This window comes from Sphingomonas sp. GW821-FHT10F09, assembly GCF_058809195.1.
On sequence record NZ_JBXASI010000002.1, the window covers coordinates 293,147 to 308,689 of the forward strand.

Here is a 15,543-nt window from a genome sequence, read left to right on the forward strand (position 1 = left end):
TGTAGGAAAGCCCGTCGCGATTACGGCATATCTTCAATGGCTTGCGAGTGGCGGCGGCCAATGGCGGTTCGGCCGTCAGCAGCTTTCGCAGTTGCCGCCCGTCTCGACCTGCAGCGTCGCATGGCCGATGCCGAACCGGTCGTGCAGCATCGCCCGCGCGGTGGCGAGGAAGCCATCGCCGGGATGGCCGGCGGGGATGACCAGATGCGCGGTCAGCACGGGCTCGGTGGTCGACATCGGCCAGATGTGGAGGTCGTGGACCCGCGCGACACCCGGCAGCGCGACCAGCGCGGCGGTGACCGCGTCATAATCGATCGCGCGCGGTACCGCGGCGAGGCTCATCTCCACCGTCTCGCGCAGCAGGCCCCAGGTCTGCCACAGGATCAGCGCGGCGATGACGAGGCTGACCAGCGGATCGATCCAGCCGATGCCGGTCGCCCAGATCGCGAGGCCCGCCACCACGACGCCGGCCGATACCGCCGCGTCGCTCACCATGTGGAGATAGGCGCCGCGAATGTTGATGTCGCCCTTGCGCCCGCGCGCGAACAGCCAGGCGGTGACGGCGTTGACCGCGATGCCGATGCCGGCGACGATCGAGACGGTCAGGCCGGCGAGGACGGGCGGGTCGTCGAGCCGCTGCACCGCCTCCATCACGATCGCGCCGAGCGCGACCAGCAGGAACAGCGCGTTGGCCAGCGCGGCGAGGATCGTCGATCCCTTCAGCCCGTAGGTGAAGCGCTTGGTCGGCGCGCTGCGTGCCAGCGCCGCGCCGCCCCAGGCGACGGCGAGGCCGAGCACGTCGGAAAGGTTGTGGCCGGCATCGGCGAGCAGCGCGACCGACCCCGTCCACATCCCCGCGCCCGCTTCCGCGACGACATAGGCGATGTTGAGGCCGATCCCGATCGCGAACGCGCGGTCGAACGATGCCGGGGCGTGCGCGTGGCCGTGGCCGTAGCCATGCGCATGGCCGTGCCCATGACCGTGATCGTGGCCGTGATGATGATGTCCGCCCATGAACCCGTCCGGCTGAAGTGTCGGCGCGATGCCTAGCATCGCTGCGCCACGAGATACTAGGACGTCCGCCGCGCCGTCAGATCCACGAATCGATCCACGTCCAGTGGCGGAACGCAGCCGGTCCGCGCAGCGCGGCGGCGCTGAGGATGGGATGGAAATGCACAAACATCACCGCGGTGAGCGCGAGAAAGCCCTCATCCCAATAGCGCAGCCGCACGCGCCAATGGTCGAACATCGCCGCGATTCCGATCCCCAGCCAGATGCTCGACAGATAGTAATAATAGAAGAAGCCGAGCGATTTGGGGATGATCGCCCACATCGCGATGCTCGCCAGCCACAGCAGCGCGACGCCGCCCGCCTTCGCATTGCCGTCGCGCGCCCAGGCGGCGAGGCAGGCGAGCATCGCGAGCAACCCGCCCCACATCACCGCCGGATTGCCGAGCATCAGCACACCACGCTGTGCCCCGTCGGCGGGCTCGTACAGATACCAGATCGGCCGCCAGTCGAACGGCCACGTCCACCATGGCGACTGATAGGTGTGCGGCGGCAGCACCTGCGTCTGCTGGCGATACATGTCGATCTGGAACGGCAGCAGCCGCGCCAGCGTCAGCGGCTGGTCGGCATAGAGGAAGGCGGGCCAGAAGGTCGCCAGATAGACGAGGCCCGCCGTCGCCCCGAGCAGGGCCAGCGCGACGACCGGGTGCAGGCCCGGCCACAGATCGGGCCGCCGACGGCGCGCGACCAGATAGGCGAGCCCGGCGAACCCCAGATAGGGCAAAGCGGTCCATTTGGTGCCGATCGCAAGGCCGAGCAGCATCGCGCCGAGCAGCCAGCGCCGCCACACCGCGGCCCCCTGCGCGCGCATCGCCCATAGCAAGGCGGCGAGACCGGTGACGACGAACGCGGCCATGAACCCGTCGAGCATCGCGATCCGCGCCTGGACGAAGACGGTGAAGTTCAGCGCGGTCACCACCGCGCCAACGCTGGCGGTGCGCACCCGGCCGAACACCAGCCACAGGATCGCGAACACGCCCATGACGACCGCGCTGGCGGCGATCGTGGACAGCGCGCGCCAGCCGAGCGGGCCGTCGCCGAACAGGATCATGCCGAGCGCGATCAACGTCTTGCCGACCAGAGGATGTTCGATGTTCACCGGCCCGGCGAGGTCGCGCAGCATCCGCGCGGCGGGGACGTAATGCACCTCGTCGAACACGAGGATATGCGGCGTCGTCAGCCGCCAGCAGAACAGCAATTGCGCGAGCAGGCCGAGGCAGACCGCAGCGGGCAGGGGACGGGACAGGAACGCGCGCACGGCCGACTGTGTCGAGCGGATCGGCCGGAATGGCAAGCGCCCTTGCACCCCCCGTCCGCGTCCGGCAAAGCGCGTGGCATGAAGCGCAAGGCAGGCCAGGACCCCTCGATCACCTCGCAATGGCGGCCCGCGACGCTCGCGGTCCGCGGCGGCACCGCCCGCAGCGAATATGGCGAGACCAGCGAGGCGCTGTTCCTCACCTCCGGCTATACCTACGACAAGGCGTCGGACGCGGCGGCACGGTTCGCCGGCGAGCAGGAGGGGATGACCTATTCCCGCCTGCAGAACCCGACGGTCGAGATGCTGGAGAAGCGGATCGCGCTGCTGGAGGGCGCGGAGGCGTGCCGGACGATGGCGAGCGGCATGGCGGCGATGACCGCGGTGCTGCTCTGCCAGTTGCAGGCGGGCGACCATCTGGTCGGCGGGCGCGCGGCGTTCGGATCGTGCCGCTGGCTGACCGACACGCTGCTGCCCAAGTTCGGCATCGCGACGACGATCGTCGATGCGCGCGATCCGCAGCAATTCCTCGATGCGGTGCGGCCGGAGACGAAGGTCTTCTTCTTCGAAACGCCCGCCAATCCGACGATGGACGTCGTCGACCTGCGCGCGGTCTGCGCCATCGCGCGCGAACGCGGCATCACCAGCGTCGTCGACAATGCCTTCGCGACTCCGGCGCTGCAGCGGCCGCTCGACCTCGGCGCGGACGTCACCGCCTATAGCGCGACCAAGATGATGGACGGGCAGGGCCGGGTGCTCGCCGGTGCGGTGTGCGGGACCGAGGATTTCATCACCAACACGCTGTTGCCCTTCACCCGCAACACCGGTCCGACGCTGTCGCCGTTCAACGCCTGGGTGGTGCTGAAGGGGCTGGAGACGCTCGATCTGCGGATCATGCGCCAGTCGGAGAATGCGCTGAAGGTCGGCCGTTTCCTCGAAGGGCGCGTGCCCAAGATCCTCCACCCCGGCCTCGCCAGCCACCCGCAGCACGACCTCGCGATGAGCCAGATGGTCGCGACCGGCCCGATCTTCGCCTTCGAGGTCGCCGATCGCGCGCAGGCGCACGGCCTGCTCGACGCGCTGGCGCTGGTCGACATCAGCAACAACATCGGCGATTCGCGCTCACTGATGACGCATCCCGCCTCGACCACGCACGCCGGGGTCGCCGAGGACAAACGGATCGAGATGGGGATCAGCGAGGGCATGCTGCGCCTCAACGTCGGCCTCGAGGACCCGCAGGACGTGATCGACGATCTCGACCAGGCGCTGCGGCAGGTCGGCCTGTGAGGACCGGGTCGTGAAAGAATTCTTCCCGCACGCCGCGACCACCGACGGGGTGACGGTGCGCGTGGCGGTGAGCTATCTGCCCGAACAGTCGGAGCCGCGCCGCGGGCGCTGGTTCTGGGCCTATCATATCCGGATCGAGAACGAATCGGACCGCACCGTCCAGCTGCTGACCCGCCACTGGATCATCACCGACGGCCGCGGCGCGCGCCATTCGGTGGAGGGCGAGGGCGTCGTCGGCGAACAGCCGCTGATCGCGCCGGGTGGCAGCTTCGATTACGTCTCGGGCTGCCCGCTGCAGACGCCGGAGGGCGCGATGCAGGGCAGCTACCGGCTGATCGGCGATGACGGCACGCAGTTCGACGCCGCCATCCCCCGGTTCGCGCTGCACGCTCCGGCGGTCGAATCGTGAAGCGGACCCACCTGCCGCTCAATGGCCTGCGCGTCCTCGACGCGGCGGCGCGGCATCTGAGCTTCACCCGCGCCGCGGACGAACTGGCGGTGACCCCGGCCGCGGTCGGCCAGCAGATCCGCGCGCTGGAGGATACGCTGGGCGTCGTCCTGTTCCGCCGCACCACGCGCGGGCTGGAGCTGACGCCGGAGGCGGAGGCGGGACTCGGCGCGCTGCGCGACGGCTTCCTGCAATTCGAGGAGGCGGTGCGTGCGATGCAGGCGGGGCAATCGTCCAAGTCGCTGACCATCGCCGCGCCGCGCGACCTGACCGAGAAATGGCTGATGCCGCGCCTCGCCGAGGTCGCGCAGGCCGATGGCGAGCTGCGCTTCGTGCTACTCTCCGCCGATGACGCGATCGATTTCACCGAGGCCAATCTCGACCTCGCGATCCGCTGGGGCGAGGGGCCGGGCGAGCATGAGGGCGAGGCGCTCGAATCGGAGGGGATGGTGACGATCGCCGCGCCGCACGCCGGCGATGCGGTGATCGGCTGGCCGGGTGCGCCCGCCGGCGACGGCACGCCGCTGGTGCGGGTCGCCGATGCCGGGTTGGCGATCGACGCCGCGGTCGCGGGGCTGGGCCGCGCGACGGTGCCGGAACTGCTCGCCGCGCGCGCGATCGCGGCGGGCAAGGTGATGGCGATCGGCGAGGCGCAGCCGTCGCGCTTCGGCTATTGGCTGGTCGCGCCGCTGCCGCAGTGGCGACAGGCCAAGGTGCGTGCGCTGGTCGATGCGCTGACCGCATGACCGCATGACCGCATGACTGCTCTGCCGATGCTGGCGACGCTGGCGACGGCGCGGCTGACGCTTCGGCAGCGGGTGCCGGACGATGCGGACGCGCTGTTCGCGACGATGGCGGATGCCGGGGCGATGCGCTGGTGGTCGTGCGCGCCGTTCACATCGGTGGACGATCTGCGCGCCTGTTTCGCGGGCGGGCCAGGCGCCTGGGCGGTGACCCGCACCGGCGCGGATCGCGCGATCGGCTTCGTCTCGGTCGGGTGGCGGCGGGCAGGCGTGGGCGAGATCGGCTATCTGTTCGCGCGCGAGACCTGGGGGTGCGGCATCGCCCGCGAGGCGGTGTCGGCGGTGATCGCGCACCTGTTCGCCGATGGCGCGCGGCGCCTCTTCGCCGACAGCGATCCCGACAATGCGGGGTCGGTTCGCCTGCTGCGACGACTCGGCTTCACGCTGGAAGGCCGGCTGCGCGGCGAGTGGGAGACGCATATCGGCGTGCGCGATTCGCTGATCTTCGGCCTGCTCAGGGACGAATGGCGCCCCTGACGGGTGATGCTATTCCGCGACCAGCGCCAGCGCGCGGGTGACCAGCGGCAGGAACGTCGCCTCGTCGACCGCGGCATCGGGCCGGTGCCAGCTGCCGCTGACCGCATACCAGCGCCCGGTCTTCGCCTGCACCAGCAGGTTCAGCGCGATCACGCCCGGCTCGGACCCGCCCTTGAAGCCGACATAGGCGAATCGCGCGACGCTGGCCGGATCGACGCCATGGTTGATCGCGAGGATGCCGCGCACCACCGGGCCGGCGTCCCTGAGCGCCGCCAGCAGTCGCGCCATGTCGCGCGGGGCGGCGAACCATTCGACCGAATCGGTCGCGACCGGGCCGGCGGAGAACATCATCGGATCGAGCGTCGCACCCGCGATCCGCGCCGCCTGCACGGTCAGCAGCGCGCGCCGCTGCGTCGCGTCGCCCTTCGCCCAGGCGGCGACGAGCGTGGGATCGCCCTTGATGACGAATGCCTCGCGCGTGGTCAGCACCGGGCCGCGCGCACCGAACGTCGCCGCCATCGCATCGACCCGGTCGCGGCCGAGCAACGTCAGCAGCGTATCGGTGGCGGTGTTGTCGCTGATCGAGATCATCAGCGTCGCCAGCGTCTGCACGGTCACCGGCGATCCCGCCGGCCAGCCCTGCAACAGGCCCGAGGGCAGCGACGGCGTGCCGACCGGCACCACCTGATCCCAGCGCAGTGTGCCCGCCGCGACCTGCCGCGCCGCCTCCGCCAGCACCCATAATTTGAACGCGGAGCCGAGCGGGGCGGCGGTGTCGCCCCTGGTCTCGAACACCGGCGTCGGGGTGGCGCCGTCCAGCGCATAGACGCCGATCTGCGCCGTTCCCGGCAGTGCGGCGACCGCGGCCTGCACCCTGGCGGCGGTGTCGCCGCGCGGGGCGGTGCCGGTGATGAGCAGGCCGGTGATCGCATGGGGCGCGGCGGGGTCGAGCGTCAGGCGTCCGGTCGCCGTGCCGCGATCGTAGCCGATGACGATCGTCGCCGCCCAGCGGCCGAGCGGTTCGAACCGCTCGATCCGCCGCGGTTCGCCGAGCGCGGTGCGCAGCTGCTGCGTGAGCGGGGTGAAGCGGGCCGCGGGCACCGCCTGTTTGAAGGCAGCGGCGAACAATGCATCATAGCCGGGCTTGCCGGCGAGCACCGGGACCAGCGCCTCCGCGCGGGCACGGACGGCGGGATCGGCGGCGGTCGCCGCCGGCGGCGTCTGCGCGACGGCGGTGGCCGGCGCCAGCACCGCCAGCGCGAGGGCCAGCGCGAGGGCCGCGATCAGTTCTTGAGCTTCCAGCCGTTTCGCAACAGCACGTAGCATGCAACCCCCAGCGCGATATCCACCCCGAGGATCGCGATACCGCCCACGGCGACCGGCGAATCGGCGGTGCCGAGGAAGCCGTAGCGGAACCCCGAGATGATGTAGAAGAACGGATTGGCGTGGCTGAACGCCCGGAAGGCGGGGGCGAGCCGGTCGACCGAGTAGAAGGTGCCGGACAGCAGCGACAGCGGCGCGATCACGAAATTGGTGACCGCGGCGGCATGATCGAACTTCTCCGCCCAGATCGAGGTCAGCACGCCGAGGAAGGCGAGGAAGGCCGCGCCGAGGAAGCCGAACCACAGGATCGCGAGCGGATGCACCGGCGTGACGTGGACGCCGGGATAGAGCGCCATCGCGCACCAGCAGATGAAGCCGACGATGAACGCCCGCGTCATCGCGCCGCCGACCAGCGCGGCGAGCAGTTCCGCGGTCGACAGCGGCGGTTGCAGGTAATCGACGATCGTCCCCTGGATCTTGCCGACGAGCAGCGAGAAGCTGGCGTTGGCGAAGGCGGGGCCCATCATCCCCTGGCTGATGATGAGGCCGGGGGCGATGAAATCGGCGAAGGGGACGGTGATTCCGCCGACATGGACCGGGCTTTTCGCGCCGGTCGCGATGGTGAAGACGATCAGAAACAGCAAGGTCGTGATCGCGGGGGCCCATACGGTCTGGAGGTGGACCTTGAAGAACCGGCGCACCTCCTTCACATAGAGGGTCTTCAGGCCGCCCCAGTTCACGTTCCGGATGACCGGCACGCCGGGTGCGGACCGGATCGCCGATTGGATTTCGCCGATTGGGGGCTGGCTGCTCATGGGACAAGCGGGTAACCGCAGCCGCAGTCGCCCGCAACCCGGCGCGAGAGTAAGGAAACACGAATGTCCTGGACCGACGAGCGGATCGACACGCTCAAGACGATGTGGGAGGCGGGCCAGACCGCGAGCCAGATCGCCGAGGCGCTGGGTGGCGTCAGCCGCAACGCGGTGATCGGCAAGGCGCACCGCCTGGGCCTGCAGTCGCGCCCGTCGCCGGTGAAGCCGAACGAACCCGCCGTAGCCGCGCCGGCGCCTGCGCCGGTCGAGGCGGAGCCCGCTCCCGCCCCGGCCCCCGTCGTCGCCGCGCCACCGCCGCCGCCCGCGCCGCCGCGCCCGGCGCCCGAGCCGGAACCGGTGGTCGCCGCCGACGAGGATGACGACGAGGACGAGGAAGAGGTCGTCGCGGCCCCCGCGCCGGTGCGCGAGCCGCAGCCGATCCTGCGTTCGGTCGGCCCCGGCGGCTTCGTCCGCCAGTCGCCGGGCGAGCAGCAGCCGCCCGCCACCCCCGCGCCGCCGCGCCGGCTGGTCCCGGCCAAGCCGTCGCCCGAGATCGCCGGCAAGACGACCCTGCTCGACCTCAACGACCGCATCTGCAAATGGCCGCTCGGCCATCCGGGCGAGCCCGATTTCCACTTCTGCGGCGACAAGGTGAACCCGGGGTTCCCCTATTGCGTCGCGCATTGCGGCCATGCCTATCAGGCGCAGCTGCCCCGTCGCGACCGCCGCCCGCCGCCGCCGCTGCCGTTCGGCGGCCCGCGGGTGCGCTGAGCAACGCTCGGCGCCCGCACACAGGGCCGCCCGGCCGGCGCGGCCGACAGCCGCGTCCGACGTCATGGGCTTTGCCCATGACCGGGTTTTGAAAGAGGGCCGCTTCCCGCGAGGGAGGCGGCCTTTCTTTTGATCCCTGTCCGTGGCGTGAGGAACGAGAAGGGCCGGCGTTCCCTTGCGGAACACCGGCCCTTCTTTGTCTCAGGCCCGCCGCGGCGAAGCCGCGTCGTCAGACGTAGCTGGCGCTACGCTGGCCGGGCTGGCGCGAGTCCTGCGTTACGCTTCGCGTCGCGCAGGCCGCGCTGCGCCTCAGAACCGGAATGCGGCGGTGGCGCGCAGCGAATGCCAGCGGAACTTGTCGTCCGAGCGACGGAAGTCGGTCGTCGCGCCGCCGGCGGGCAGGATGAACGGGTTGTTCGCCGCGGCCGTACCCTGCGACACGCGCACGCGGGCGTCGTCGTCCTGATACTGGTGATAGGTATATTCCATGCCGATCGAGAAGTTGCGGCCGAGCTTCTGCTCGATGCCGCCGCCGCCGACGATGCCGAACTGCTTGCGCTTGCCGGTCTGGACGAAGGCGTTCTGCGTGTTGGTCGAGGTGAAGCTGCGGTCGATGTTGGCATAGCCGGGACCGAAGGTGCCGTAGAACAGCGTCGTGCCCGGCGCATAGCCGATGCGGCCGCGGATGCTGGCTTCCCACTTGACGTCGCGCGTCATGACATAGTTCGCCGGCGTGGTCGAAAAGCCGCTGACGCTGTCGTTGATCTCGGTCTTGCCGAACTCGCCCAGCGCGCCGATCACGATATTGCCCGACTGCGAGTCCATGCCGATGCGGCCATAATAGGACCAGCCGTCCTTGTCGTTGCGGCAGCTGCCCGGCAGCGGCGTCGCACCGACCGCGCGGCCGTTGCAGAAGCCGGGCGAGAAGGCGTTGGCACCCGCGGCGGTCGTCACCGTGTCGCCGAAGCTGCCGTTCGAGCCGCGATCGAACAGGATCGACGAGCCGACATCGTTGGGCTGCACGTCATAGCCGCCCGATGCGCCCACATAGATGCCGCTGAACGGGGCGGGATCGGTCGTCATGTCCTGCGCCTGTGCGGCGGTGGCGAAGGTGGCGGCGGCGATCGTGCCGAGCAGCAATGTGGTACGCATGGTGTCTCCCGAGGGGTCGTTGCAGTCGGTCGAGGAACGTGCGTCGCCGTCATAATATGCATCAATACGGGTAAAATGCTGATACTGTGGCATTATTGCACCGGTCGAGACATATGCCAGCAACATGGCGCGCCGGCGGGTGCTGGTATACCCCGCGATGTTCCCTTATGGTTCCGCGCAATGGCCCAAGATCTGTTCGCATCCTCCGCGGCGCCCGCCAATGCCTATGACGCCTCGTCGATCGAGGTGCTGGAGGGGCTGGAGCCCGTCCGTCGCCGTCCCGGCATGTATGTCGGCGGCACCGACGAGCGCGCGCTCCACCATCTCGCCGCCGAAGTGCTCGACAATGCGATGGACGAGGCGGTCGCGGGCCATGCGACACGGATCGAGGTGACGCTGGAGCCCGGCAACCGGCTGACCATCACCGACAACGGCCGCGGCATCCCGGTCGACCCGCACCCCAAGTTCCCCGACAAGAGCGCGCTCGAGGTGATCCTGTCGACGCTCCATTCGGGCGGCAAGTTCGCCGGCAAGGCCTATGCGACCAGCGGCGGCCTGCATGGCGTCGGCGTGTCGGTGGTCAACGCATTGTCGTCGGATACGCTGGTCGAGGTCGCCCGCGACCGGCAGCTGTATCGCCAGCGCTTCAGTCGCGGGCTGACGCAGGGGCCGCTCGAACATGTCGGTGCCGCGCCCAACCGCCGCGGCACCTCGGTCGCCTTCACCCCCGACACGGAGATCTTCGGTCCCGAGCTCGCCTTCAAATCCAAGCGGCTCTACCAGCTCGCCCGGTCGAAGGCCTATCTGTTCGCCGGCGTCGAGATCCGCTGGCATTGCGCGCCCGAGCTGGTCGAGGGCAGCGACACGCCGGCGGAGGCGGTGTTCCAGTTCCCCGGCGGCCTTGCCGACCATCTGCGCGAACAGATCGGCGGTCGCGAATGCGCCACCGCGGATTTCTTCGCGGGCAACCAGGATTTCCCGGGCGAACAGGGCCGCGTCGAATGGGCGGTCGCCTGGCCGCTGTGGAGCGACGGCAGCTACAGCTGGTATTGCAACACCATCCCCACGCCCGACGGCGGCACCCACGAACAGGGGCTGCGGCAGGCGCTGGTCCGCGGCCTGCGCGCGTTCGGCGACCTCGTTCACCAGAAGAAGGCGAAGGACATCACCGCCGACGACGTGATGGTCGGCAGCGAGCTGATGCTCAGCGTCTTCATCCGCGAACCGCAATTCCAGAGCCAGACCAAGGACCGGCTGACCAGCCCGGAGGCCGCCGGCCTCGTCGAAAAGGCTGTGCGCGACCATTTCGACCATTGGCTCGGCCACAATATGGAGCGCGGCAAGGCGCTGCTCGGTTATGTCCTCGACCGGATGGACGAGCGCCTGCGCCGCAAGCAGGAACGCGAGGTCAAGCGCAAGACCGCGACCAGCGCGCGCAAGCTGCGCCTGCCCGGCAAGCTGACCGATTGCGCCAACGACGGCAACCACGGCACCGAACTCTTCATCGTCGAGGGCGATTCGGCGGGCGGCAGCGCCAAGCAGGCGCGCGACCGCAAGACGCAGGCGATCCTGCCGATCCGCGGCAAGATCCTCAACGTCGCTTCCGCGACCAGCGCCAAGATCGTCGCCAATCAGGAGATCGCCGACCTGATCCAGGCGCTCGGCTGCGGCACGCGCAAGGATTGCGACGCCAGCCAGCTGCGCTACGAACGCGTCGTCATCATGACCGACGCCGACGTCGACGGCGCGCATATCGCGACGCTGCTGATGACGTTTTTCTTCCAGGAGATGCCGGATCTGGTCCGGCGCGGGCATCTCTATCTCGCGCAGCCGCCGCTCTACCGGCTGACGGTGGGTGCCAAGTCGCTCTACGCCCGCGACGACGCGCACCGCGCCGAGCTGGAACGCACCGCATTCAAGGGCAAGAAGGTCGAGGTCGCGCGGTTCAAGGGGCTGGGCGAGATGAACCCGGGCCAGCTTCGCGAAACGACGATGGACCCCAAGACCCGCGGCATGATCCGCATCACCCTGCCGCAGGAATATGAGGAGCGCGCGGGGGTAAAGGATCTGGTCGACCGCCTGATGGGCAACAACCCGGCGCATCGCTTTGCCTTCATCCAGGAAAACGCGGCGCGGCTGGACGAAGAGGCGATCGACGCGTGATCCGGCGACTGCCGGGAGCGTCCCCGCGCTCCCGGTCGGTCGGGGCTTACTTGATGACGAAGGTGACGCCGGCGGTTTCCCATTCGGCGCGCGTCTGGCAGATCGTGTCGGGCATCTCGCGGGTCGCGGTGTTGCCGAGCGTCGTCTTGGGCATGCACATGCGGCTGGTCGGGTCCGGCGCGGTCTTTGCGGATAAAGTGATCTTGGCGGGGCCCTTGCCGCGGGCGAAGGCGCTCGAGGCCGATCCGGTGGCGATCAGGCCGGCGGTGGCGAGCAGGGCGATCGAGCGGCGCATGGACATGTGGGTCATGATGGTCTTCCTCCTGTGGTGTCGTTGAAGCGTCCCCGCTTCACAGGTGGTGCACTGCATTAGGTGTGCCAAACACCTTATCCCGCGGAAAACCGTCATTTTCTGCCGATATAGCGTCGTCCTGACGATCGATGGCGTACCGGGGTTTGGCGATTTTTCCCGATTGTTGGCGCGGCCGATGCGGGTGTCCGGCGCGATGCGACCGGTGTTGACCCACCCGGTGCCGAACCGGTATGGCTGTGGCGGGCGGCCAGCAAAGGGCCGCCCTTTCTCGTTTGGAGAAGAGGAGACCTCCCGTGACCATTACGCCGCTCATGCCCGTCTATCCACGGTGCGGGGTGCGTCCGGTCCGAGGCGAGGGCTGCCACCTGATCTCCGAGGACGGCACGCGCTATCTCGACATGGCGGCCGGCATCGCGGTCAACGCGCTGGGTCATGGCCATCCGCATCTGGTCAAGGCGATCGCCGAGCAGGCGGCGACGCTGATGCACGTCAGCAACCTCTACGGATCGCCGCAGGGCGAGGCGCTGGCCGAGCGGATCTGCGCCAACAGCTTCGCCGATACGGTGTTCTTCACCAATTCGGGGACCGAGGCGGTCGAATGCGCGATCAAGACCGCGCGCCGCTTCCATTATGCCGAGGGCAATCCGCAGCGGCACAAGATCATCACCTTCAACAATGCCTTTCACGGGCGGACGATGGGGGCGATCTCGGCAACCAACCAGCCCAAGATGCGCGACGGGTTCGAACCGCTGCTGCCCGGCTTTGCCTATGCGCCGTTCAACGATCTCGACGCGGCGCTGGCGCTGATCGACGACGAGACCGCGGGCTTCATGGTCGAGACGATCCAGGGCGAGGGCGGCGTGTCGGTCGGCACGCCCGAATTCATCACCGGCCTGCGCAAGGCGTGCGACGAACACGGCCTGCTGCTGATCCTCGACGAGGTGCAATGCGGCTACGGGCGCACCGGCAAGATGTGGGCGTACGAGCATTACGGGATCGCGCCCGACATCATGCCGATCGCCAAGGGCATCGGCAGCGGCTTTCCGCTCGGCGCATGCCTTGCTACCGAACATGCCGCCAAGGGCATGGTGATCGGCACACACGGATCGACCTATGGCGGCAATCCGCTGGCGATGGCGGCGGGGCAGGCGGTGCTCGACGTGATGCTGGCGGACGGCTTCCTCGCCAATGTCGAGGCGATGGGCGAGCGGCTGCGCGGCGCACTGGAGCAGATGATACCGAACCACGATCACGTCTTCGAGGGCGTGCGTGGCAAGGGGCTGATGCTGGGGCTGAAGCTCAAGGCCGGGGTCGAGCCGCGCGAGTTCGTGGCGCATGCCCGCGACAATCACCAGCTGCTGCTGGTCGCGGCGGGCGAGAACGTCGTCCGCATCCTGCCGCCGCTGGTGATCGAGGATGCGCACGTCACCGAATGCGTCGACAAGCTGAGTGCGGCGGCGCGGGTGTTCGTGGCGGCGAGCGACGACTGACTGTTGAATTTACGTCCCTCTTCCATCGGGGGAGGGTGAGGGCGGCGGAATTCCTGCCGGTCGGCCTCACCCTTCCGCTGCTGCGCAGCTCCGTCCCTCTCCCGGGGGGAGAGGGAAAGAAGGAATTACGATGCGTCATTTCCTGAACCTGTCCGATGCCGGCGCCGATGGCGTCGCCGCGATGCTGGCCGATGCGATCGACCGCAAGGCGGCGCGCAAGGGCTTTCCCAAGGGCCGCGCCGATGCCGACGCGCCGCTCGCCGGCCATGTGCTGGCGATGATCTTCGAAAAGAATTCGACGCGCACCCGCGTCAGCTTCGACATGGCGATCCGGCAATTGGGCGGCACCTCGATCGTCATGGATGCAGGGTCGATGCAATTGGGTCGCGGCGAGAGCGTCGCCGACACCGCGCGCGTGCTGTCGGCCTATGTCGATGCGATCATGATCCGCACCGACGATCACGCCAAGGTCGAGGACATGGCGCGCTACGCCAGCGTGCCGGTCATCAACGGCCTGACCGATTTCTCGCACCCGTGCCAGATCATGGCCGACCTGCAGACGATCCTGGAGGACGGCAAGGCGCTGCCCGGGCTCAAGGTCGCGTGGCTGGGCGACGGCAACAACGTGCTCGCCTCGCTGATGGAGGCGGCCGGGCTGATGCAGTTCGACGTTATCGCCGCCTGTCCCCAGGGCTTCGCGCCGCCCGAGCGCGACATCGCGCTGGGGCAGGGGCGCGCCCGCGTCGTTGCCTCGCCACAGGAAGCGGTCGCGGGCGCCGACGTGATCGTCACCGACACGTGGATCTCGATGGGGCAGGCGCATGCCGAGACCAAGCTCGCCGCGATGATGCCCTATCAGGTCGACGAAGCGCTGATGGCGCAGGCGAAGCCCGATGCGCGCTTCCTCCACTGCCTGCCCGCACACCGCGGCGAGGAGGTGGTCGATACGGTGATCGACGGTCCGCAATCGCTGATCTGGGCGGAGGCGGAGAATCGCCTGCATGCGCAGAAGGCGGTGCTGCGCTGGGTGTTCGGGCAGATCGGGTAGGCTGATCCTTTCGCTGTCTCGTATCCCATTCAATCGTCATCTCCGCCCAGGCGGGGATGACGAGAATGAGGGAGTACCGGGGGTCGGGGCTGGGGGGTCGGTGTAGTCCGCCCAACTTGACCGCCACCCACCCGCATCCCATCTCCCGGCGATGCAACAGACAACCGACCTCGATCGCGCGCTCGGCTTCGCGATCCCCTCCCGCTCGGTGCGCGGCCGTGTGGTGCGGCTCGGCCCGGCGCTCGACCGGGTGCTGGCCGCGCATGCCTATCCGCCCGCGATCGAGGCCTTGCTTGCCGAGGCGCTGACGCTCGCCGCGCTGATCGGCTCGACGCTGAAGGACCCGACCGGCCAGCTGACGATGCAGACGCGGACCGAGAATGGCGTCGTCCAGCTGCTGGTCTGCGACTATCGCGGCGGCGAGGTGCGCGGTTATATCGATTACGACGCCGACAAGCTCGCCGCGGCGCCCGAACAGCCGACGCTGTTCGCGCTGTTCGGACAGGGCTATCTCGCGATCACCTTTGACCTCGCGACCACGGGCGAACGCTATCAGGGCATCGTTCCGCTCGACGGCGAGACGCTGTCGCAGGCGGCGCAGAGCTATTTCATCCAGTCGGAGCAGATCCCCAGCCTCGTGCGCGTCGGCATCGCCCGCGACGGGGAGGGGCGGACGATCGCCGGCGGCCTGTTCCTCCAGCATTTGCCTGAGGGCGAGGTCGGGCGCGAGCGGCTGCACACCCGGCTCGACCACCCCGAATGGGAGCATGTCGAGGCGCTCGGCAGCACCACCGGGACCGACGAGCTCGCCGATCCGGCGCTGCCGCTCGAAACCCTGGTCTGGCGGCTGTTCAACGAGGAGGAGGACGTGCGCGTCCTCGCCTCCACCCCGCTGTCGCGCGGCTGCCGCTGCACCGGCGACTATATCGCCAGCGTCCTGTCCAAATTCTCGATCGAGGAACGGCGCGAGATGGCGGACGACAGCGGTTTCATCCAGGTCGACTGCGCGTTCTGCGCGACCAAGTTTCCGGTGCCGGCGGAGGCCGATCCGGTCGCCTGAAACGATTCGGCCTGATCCGCCTCGGTTCGTCGCATCGGGCGCGATGGCCGGGAACGAACCGCCTTAGGATGAT

Annotated in this window: 15 protein-coding genes; 9 read left to right on the forward strand and 6 right to left on the reverse strand. The window is 69.0% G+C overall.

Annotated features, from left to right (window positions below; translation table 11 throughout):
* Positions 1 to 75: 75 nt before the first annotated feature.
* Positions 76 to 1,014, reverse strand: coding sequence for a cation diffusion facilitator family transporter (locus tag AC1RTO_RS09425; protein ID WP_493160613.1), 939 nt, complete (start codon positions 1,012 to 1,014; stop codon positions 76 to 78).
* Between the two features lie 76 nt (positions 1,015 to 1,090).
* Positions 1,091 to 2,326: a phospholipid carrier-dependent glycosyltransferase gene (locus tag AC1RTO_RS09430; RefSeq protein WP_493160614.1), complete on the reverse strand. Its 1,236-nt coding sequence runs from the start codon at positions 2,324 to 2,326 to the stop codon at positions 1,091 to 1,093.
* Positions 2,327 to 2,404: 78 nt separating this feature from the next.
* On the opposite strand from AC1RTO_RS09430, the gene AC1RTO_RS09435 reads away from it, so the two are divergent.
* From AC1RTO_RS09435 to AC1RTO_RS09450, 4 genes are read left to right on the forward strand one after another with little or no spacing between them, the layout of a single operon-like run.
* Positions 2,405 to 3,610 (forward strand): trans-sulfuration enzyme family protein, encoded by a 1,206-nt coding sequence (locus AC1RTO_RS09435; protein ID WP_493160615.1) that lies wholly within the window; start codon positions 2,405 to 2,407, stop codon positions 3,608 to 3,610.
* A gap of 10 nt (positions 3,611 to 3,620) precedes the next feature.
* The gene (gene apaG, locus AC1RTO_RS09440) at positions 3,621 to 4,019 is read left to right on the forward strand and encodes a Co2+/Mg2+ efflux protein ApaG (protein WP_493160616.1); all 399 of its coding nucleotides are present in this window, start codon (positions 3,621 to 3,623) and stop codon (positions 4,017 to 4,019) included.
* The gene (locus AC1RTO_RS09445) at positions 4,016 to 4,804 is read left to right on the forward strand and encodes a LysR family transcriptional regulator (protein WP_493160617.1); all 789 of its coding nucleotides are present in this window, start codon (positions 4,016 to 4,018) and stop codon (positions 4,802 to 4,804) included. Before apaG ends, AC1RTO_RS09445 begins: the two co-directional genes overlap by 4 nt.
* A 12-nt stretch (positions 4,805 to 4,816) precedes the next feature.
* The gene (locus AC1RTO_RS09450; RefSeq protein ID WP_493160618.1) at positions 4,817 to 5,338 is read left to right on the forward strand and encodes a GNAT family N-acetyltransferase; all 522 of its coding nucleotides are present in this window, start codon (positions 4,817 to 4,819) and stop codon (positions 5,336 to 5,338) included.
* 9 nt (positions 5,339 to 5,347) lie between these two features.
* Here AC1RTO_RS09450 and AC1RTO_RS09455 read toward each other — a convergent pair whose 3' ends face one another.
* Together AC1RTO_RS09455 and AC1RTO_RS09460 are read right to left on the reverse strand one after the other, a co-directional pair.
* The gene (locus tag AC1RTO_RS09455; RefSeq protein ID WP_493160619.1) at positions 5,348 to 6,664 is read right to left on the reverse strand and encodes a serine hydrolase; all 1,317 of its coding nucleotides are present in this window, start codon (positions 6,662 to 6,664) and stop codon (positions 5,348 to 5,350) included.
* Complete coding sequence (locus tag AC1RTO_RS09460; protein ID WP_493160620.1) at positions 6,622 to 7,476, reverse strand: ABC transporter permease; 855 nt, start codon at positions 7,474 to 7,476, stop codon at positions 6,622 to 6,624. The genes AC1RTO_RS09455 and AC1RTO_RS09460 overlap by 43 nt, the downstream gene beginning before the upstream one ends.
* 63 nt (positions 7,477 to 7,539) lie before the next feature.
* Between AC1RTO_RS09460 and AC1RTO_RS09465 the strand changes: the two genes are divergently transcribed.
* Complete coding sequence (locus AC1RTO_RS09465) at positions 7,540 to 8,244, forward strand: GcrA family cell cycle regulator (RefSeq protein WP_493160621.1); 705 nt, start codon at positions 7,540 to 7,542, stop codon at positions 8,242 to 8,244.
* A 309-nt stretch (positions 8,245 to 8,553) separates the two neighbouring features.
* Here AC1RTO_RS09465 and AC1RTO_RS09470 read toward each other — a convergent pair whose 3' ends face one another.
* Positions 8,554 to 9,396 (reverse strand): outer membrane protein, encoded by an 843-nt coding sequence (locus AC1RTO_RS09470; protein ID WP_493160622.1) that lies wholly within the window; start codon positions 9,394 to 9,396, stop codon positions 8,554 to 8,556.
* A 180-nt stretch (positions 9,397 to 9,576) separates the two neighbouring features.
* Here AC1RTO_RS09470 and parE point away from each other — a divergent pair, with 180 nt between their 5' ends.
* Positions 9,577 to 11,559, forward strand: a complete 1,983-nt coding sequence (gene parE / locus AC1RTO_RS09475; RefSeq protein WP_493160623.1) for a DNA topoisomerase IV subunit B — start codon at positions 9,577 to 9,579, stop codon at positions 11,557 to 11,559.
* 46 nt (positions 11,560 to 11,605) lie between these two features.
* Here the strand turns inward: parE and AC1RTO_RS09480 are convergent, their stop codons facing one another.
* A complete protein-coding gene (locus tag AC1RTO_RS09480; protein WP_493160624.1) occupies positions 11,606 to 11,869 on the reverse strand; it encodes a hypothetical protein in 264 nt (87 codons plus the stop codon).
* Between the two features lie 296 nt (positions 11,870 to 12,165).
* Here AC1RTO_RS09480 and AC1RTO_RS09485 point away from each other — a divergent pair, with 296 nt between their 5' ends.
* The 3 genes from AC1RTO_RS09485 to AC1RTO_RS09495 all read left to right on the forward strand — a co-directional run bounded on the left by AC1RTO_RS09485 (position 12,166) and on the right by AC1RTO_RS09495 (position 15,470).
* A complete protein-coding gene (locus tag AC1RTO_RS09485) occupies positions 12,166 to 13,362 on the forward strand; it encodes an aspartate aminotransferase family protein (protein WP_493160625.1) in 1,197 nt (398 codons plus the stop codon).
* A 130-nt stretch (positions 13,363 to 13,492) separates the two neighbouring features.
* Entirely contained in the window at positions 13,493 to 14,410 is a 918-nt protein-coding gene (gene argF / locus AC1RTO_RS09490; protein WP_493160626.1) for an ornithine carbamoyltransferase, read from the forward strand.
* 151 nt (positions 14,411 to 14,561) lie between these two features.
* A complete protein-coding gene (locus tag AC1RTO_RS09495) occupies positions 14,562 to 15,470 on the forward strand; it encodes an Hsp33 family molecular chaperone HslO (RefSeq protein WP_493160627.1) in 909 nt (302 codons plus the stop codon).
* Positions 15,471 to 15,543: the final 73 nt, after the last annotated feature.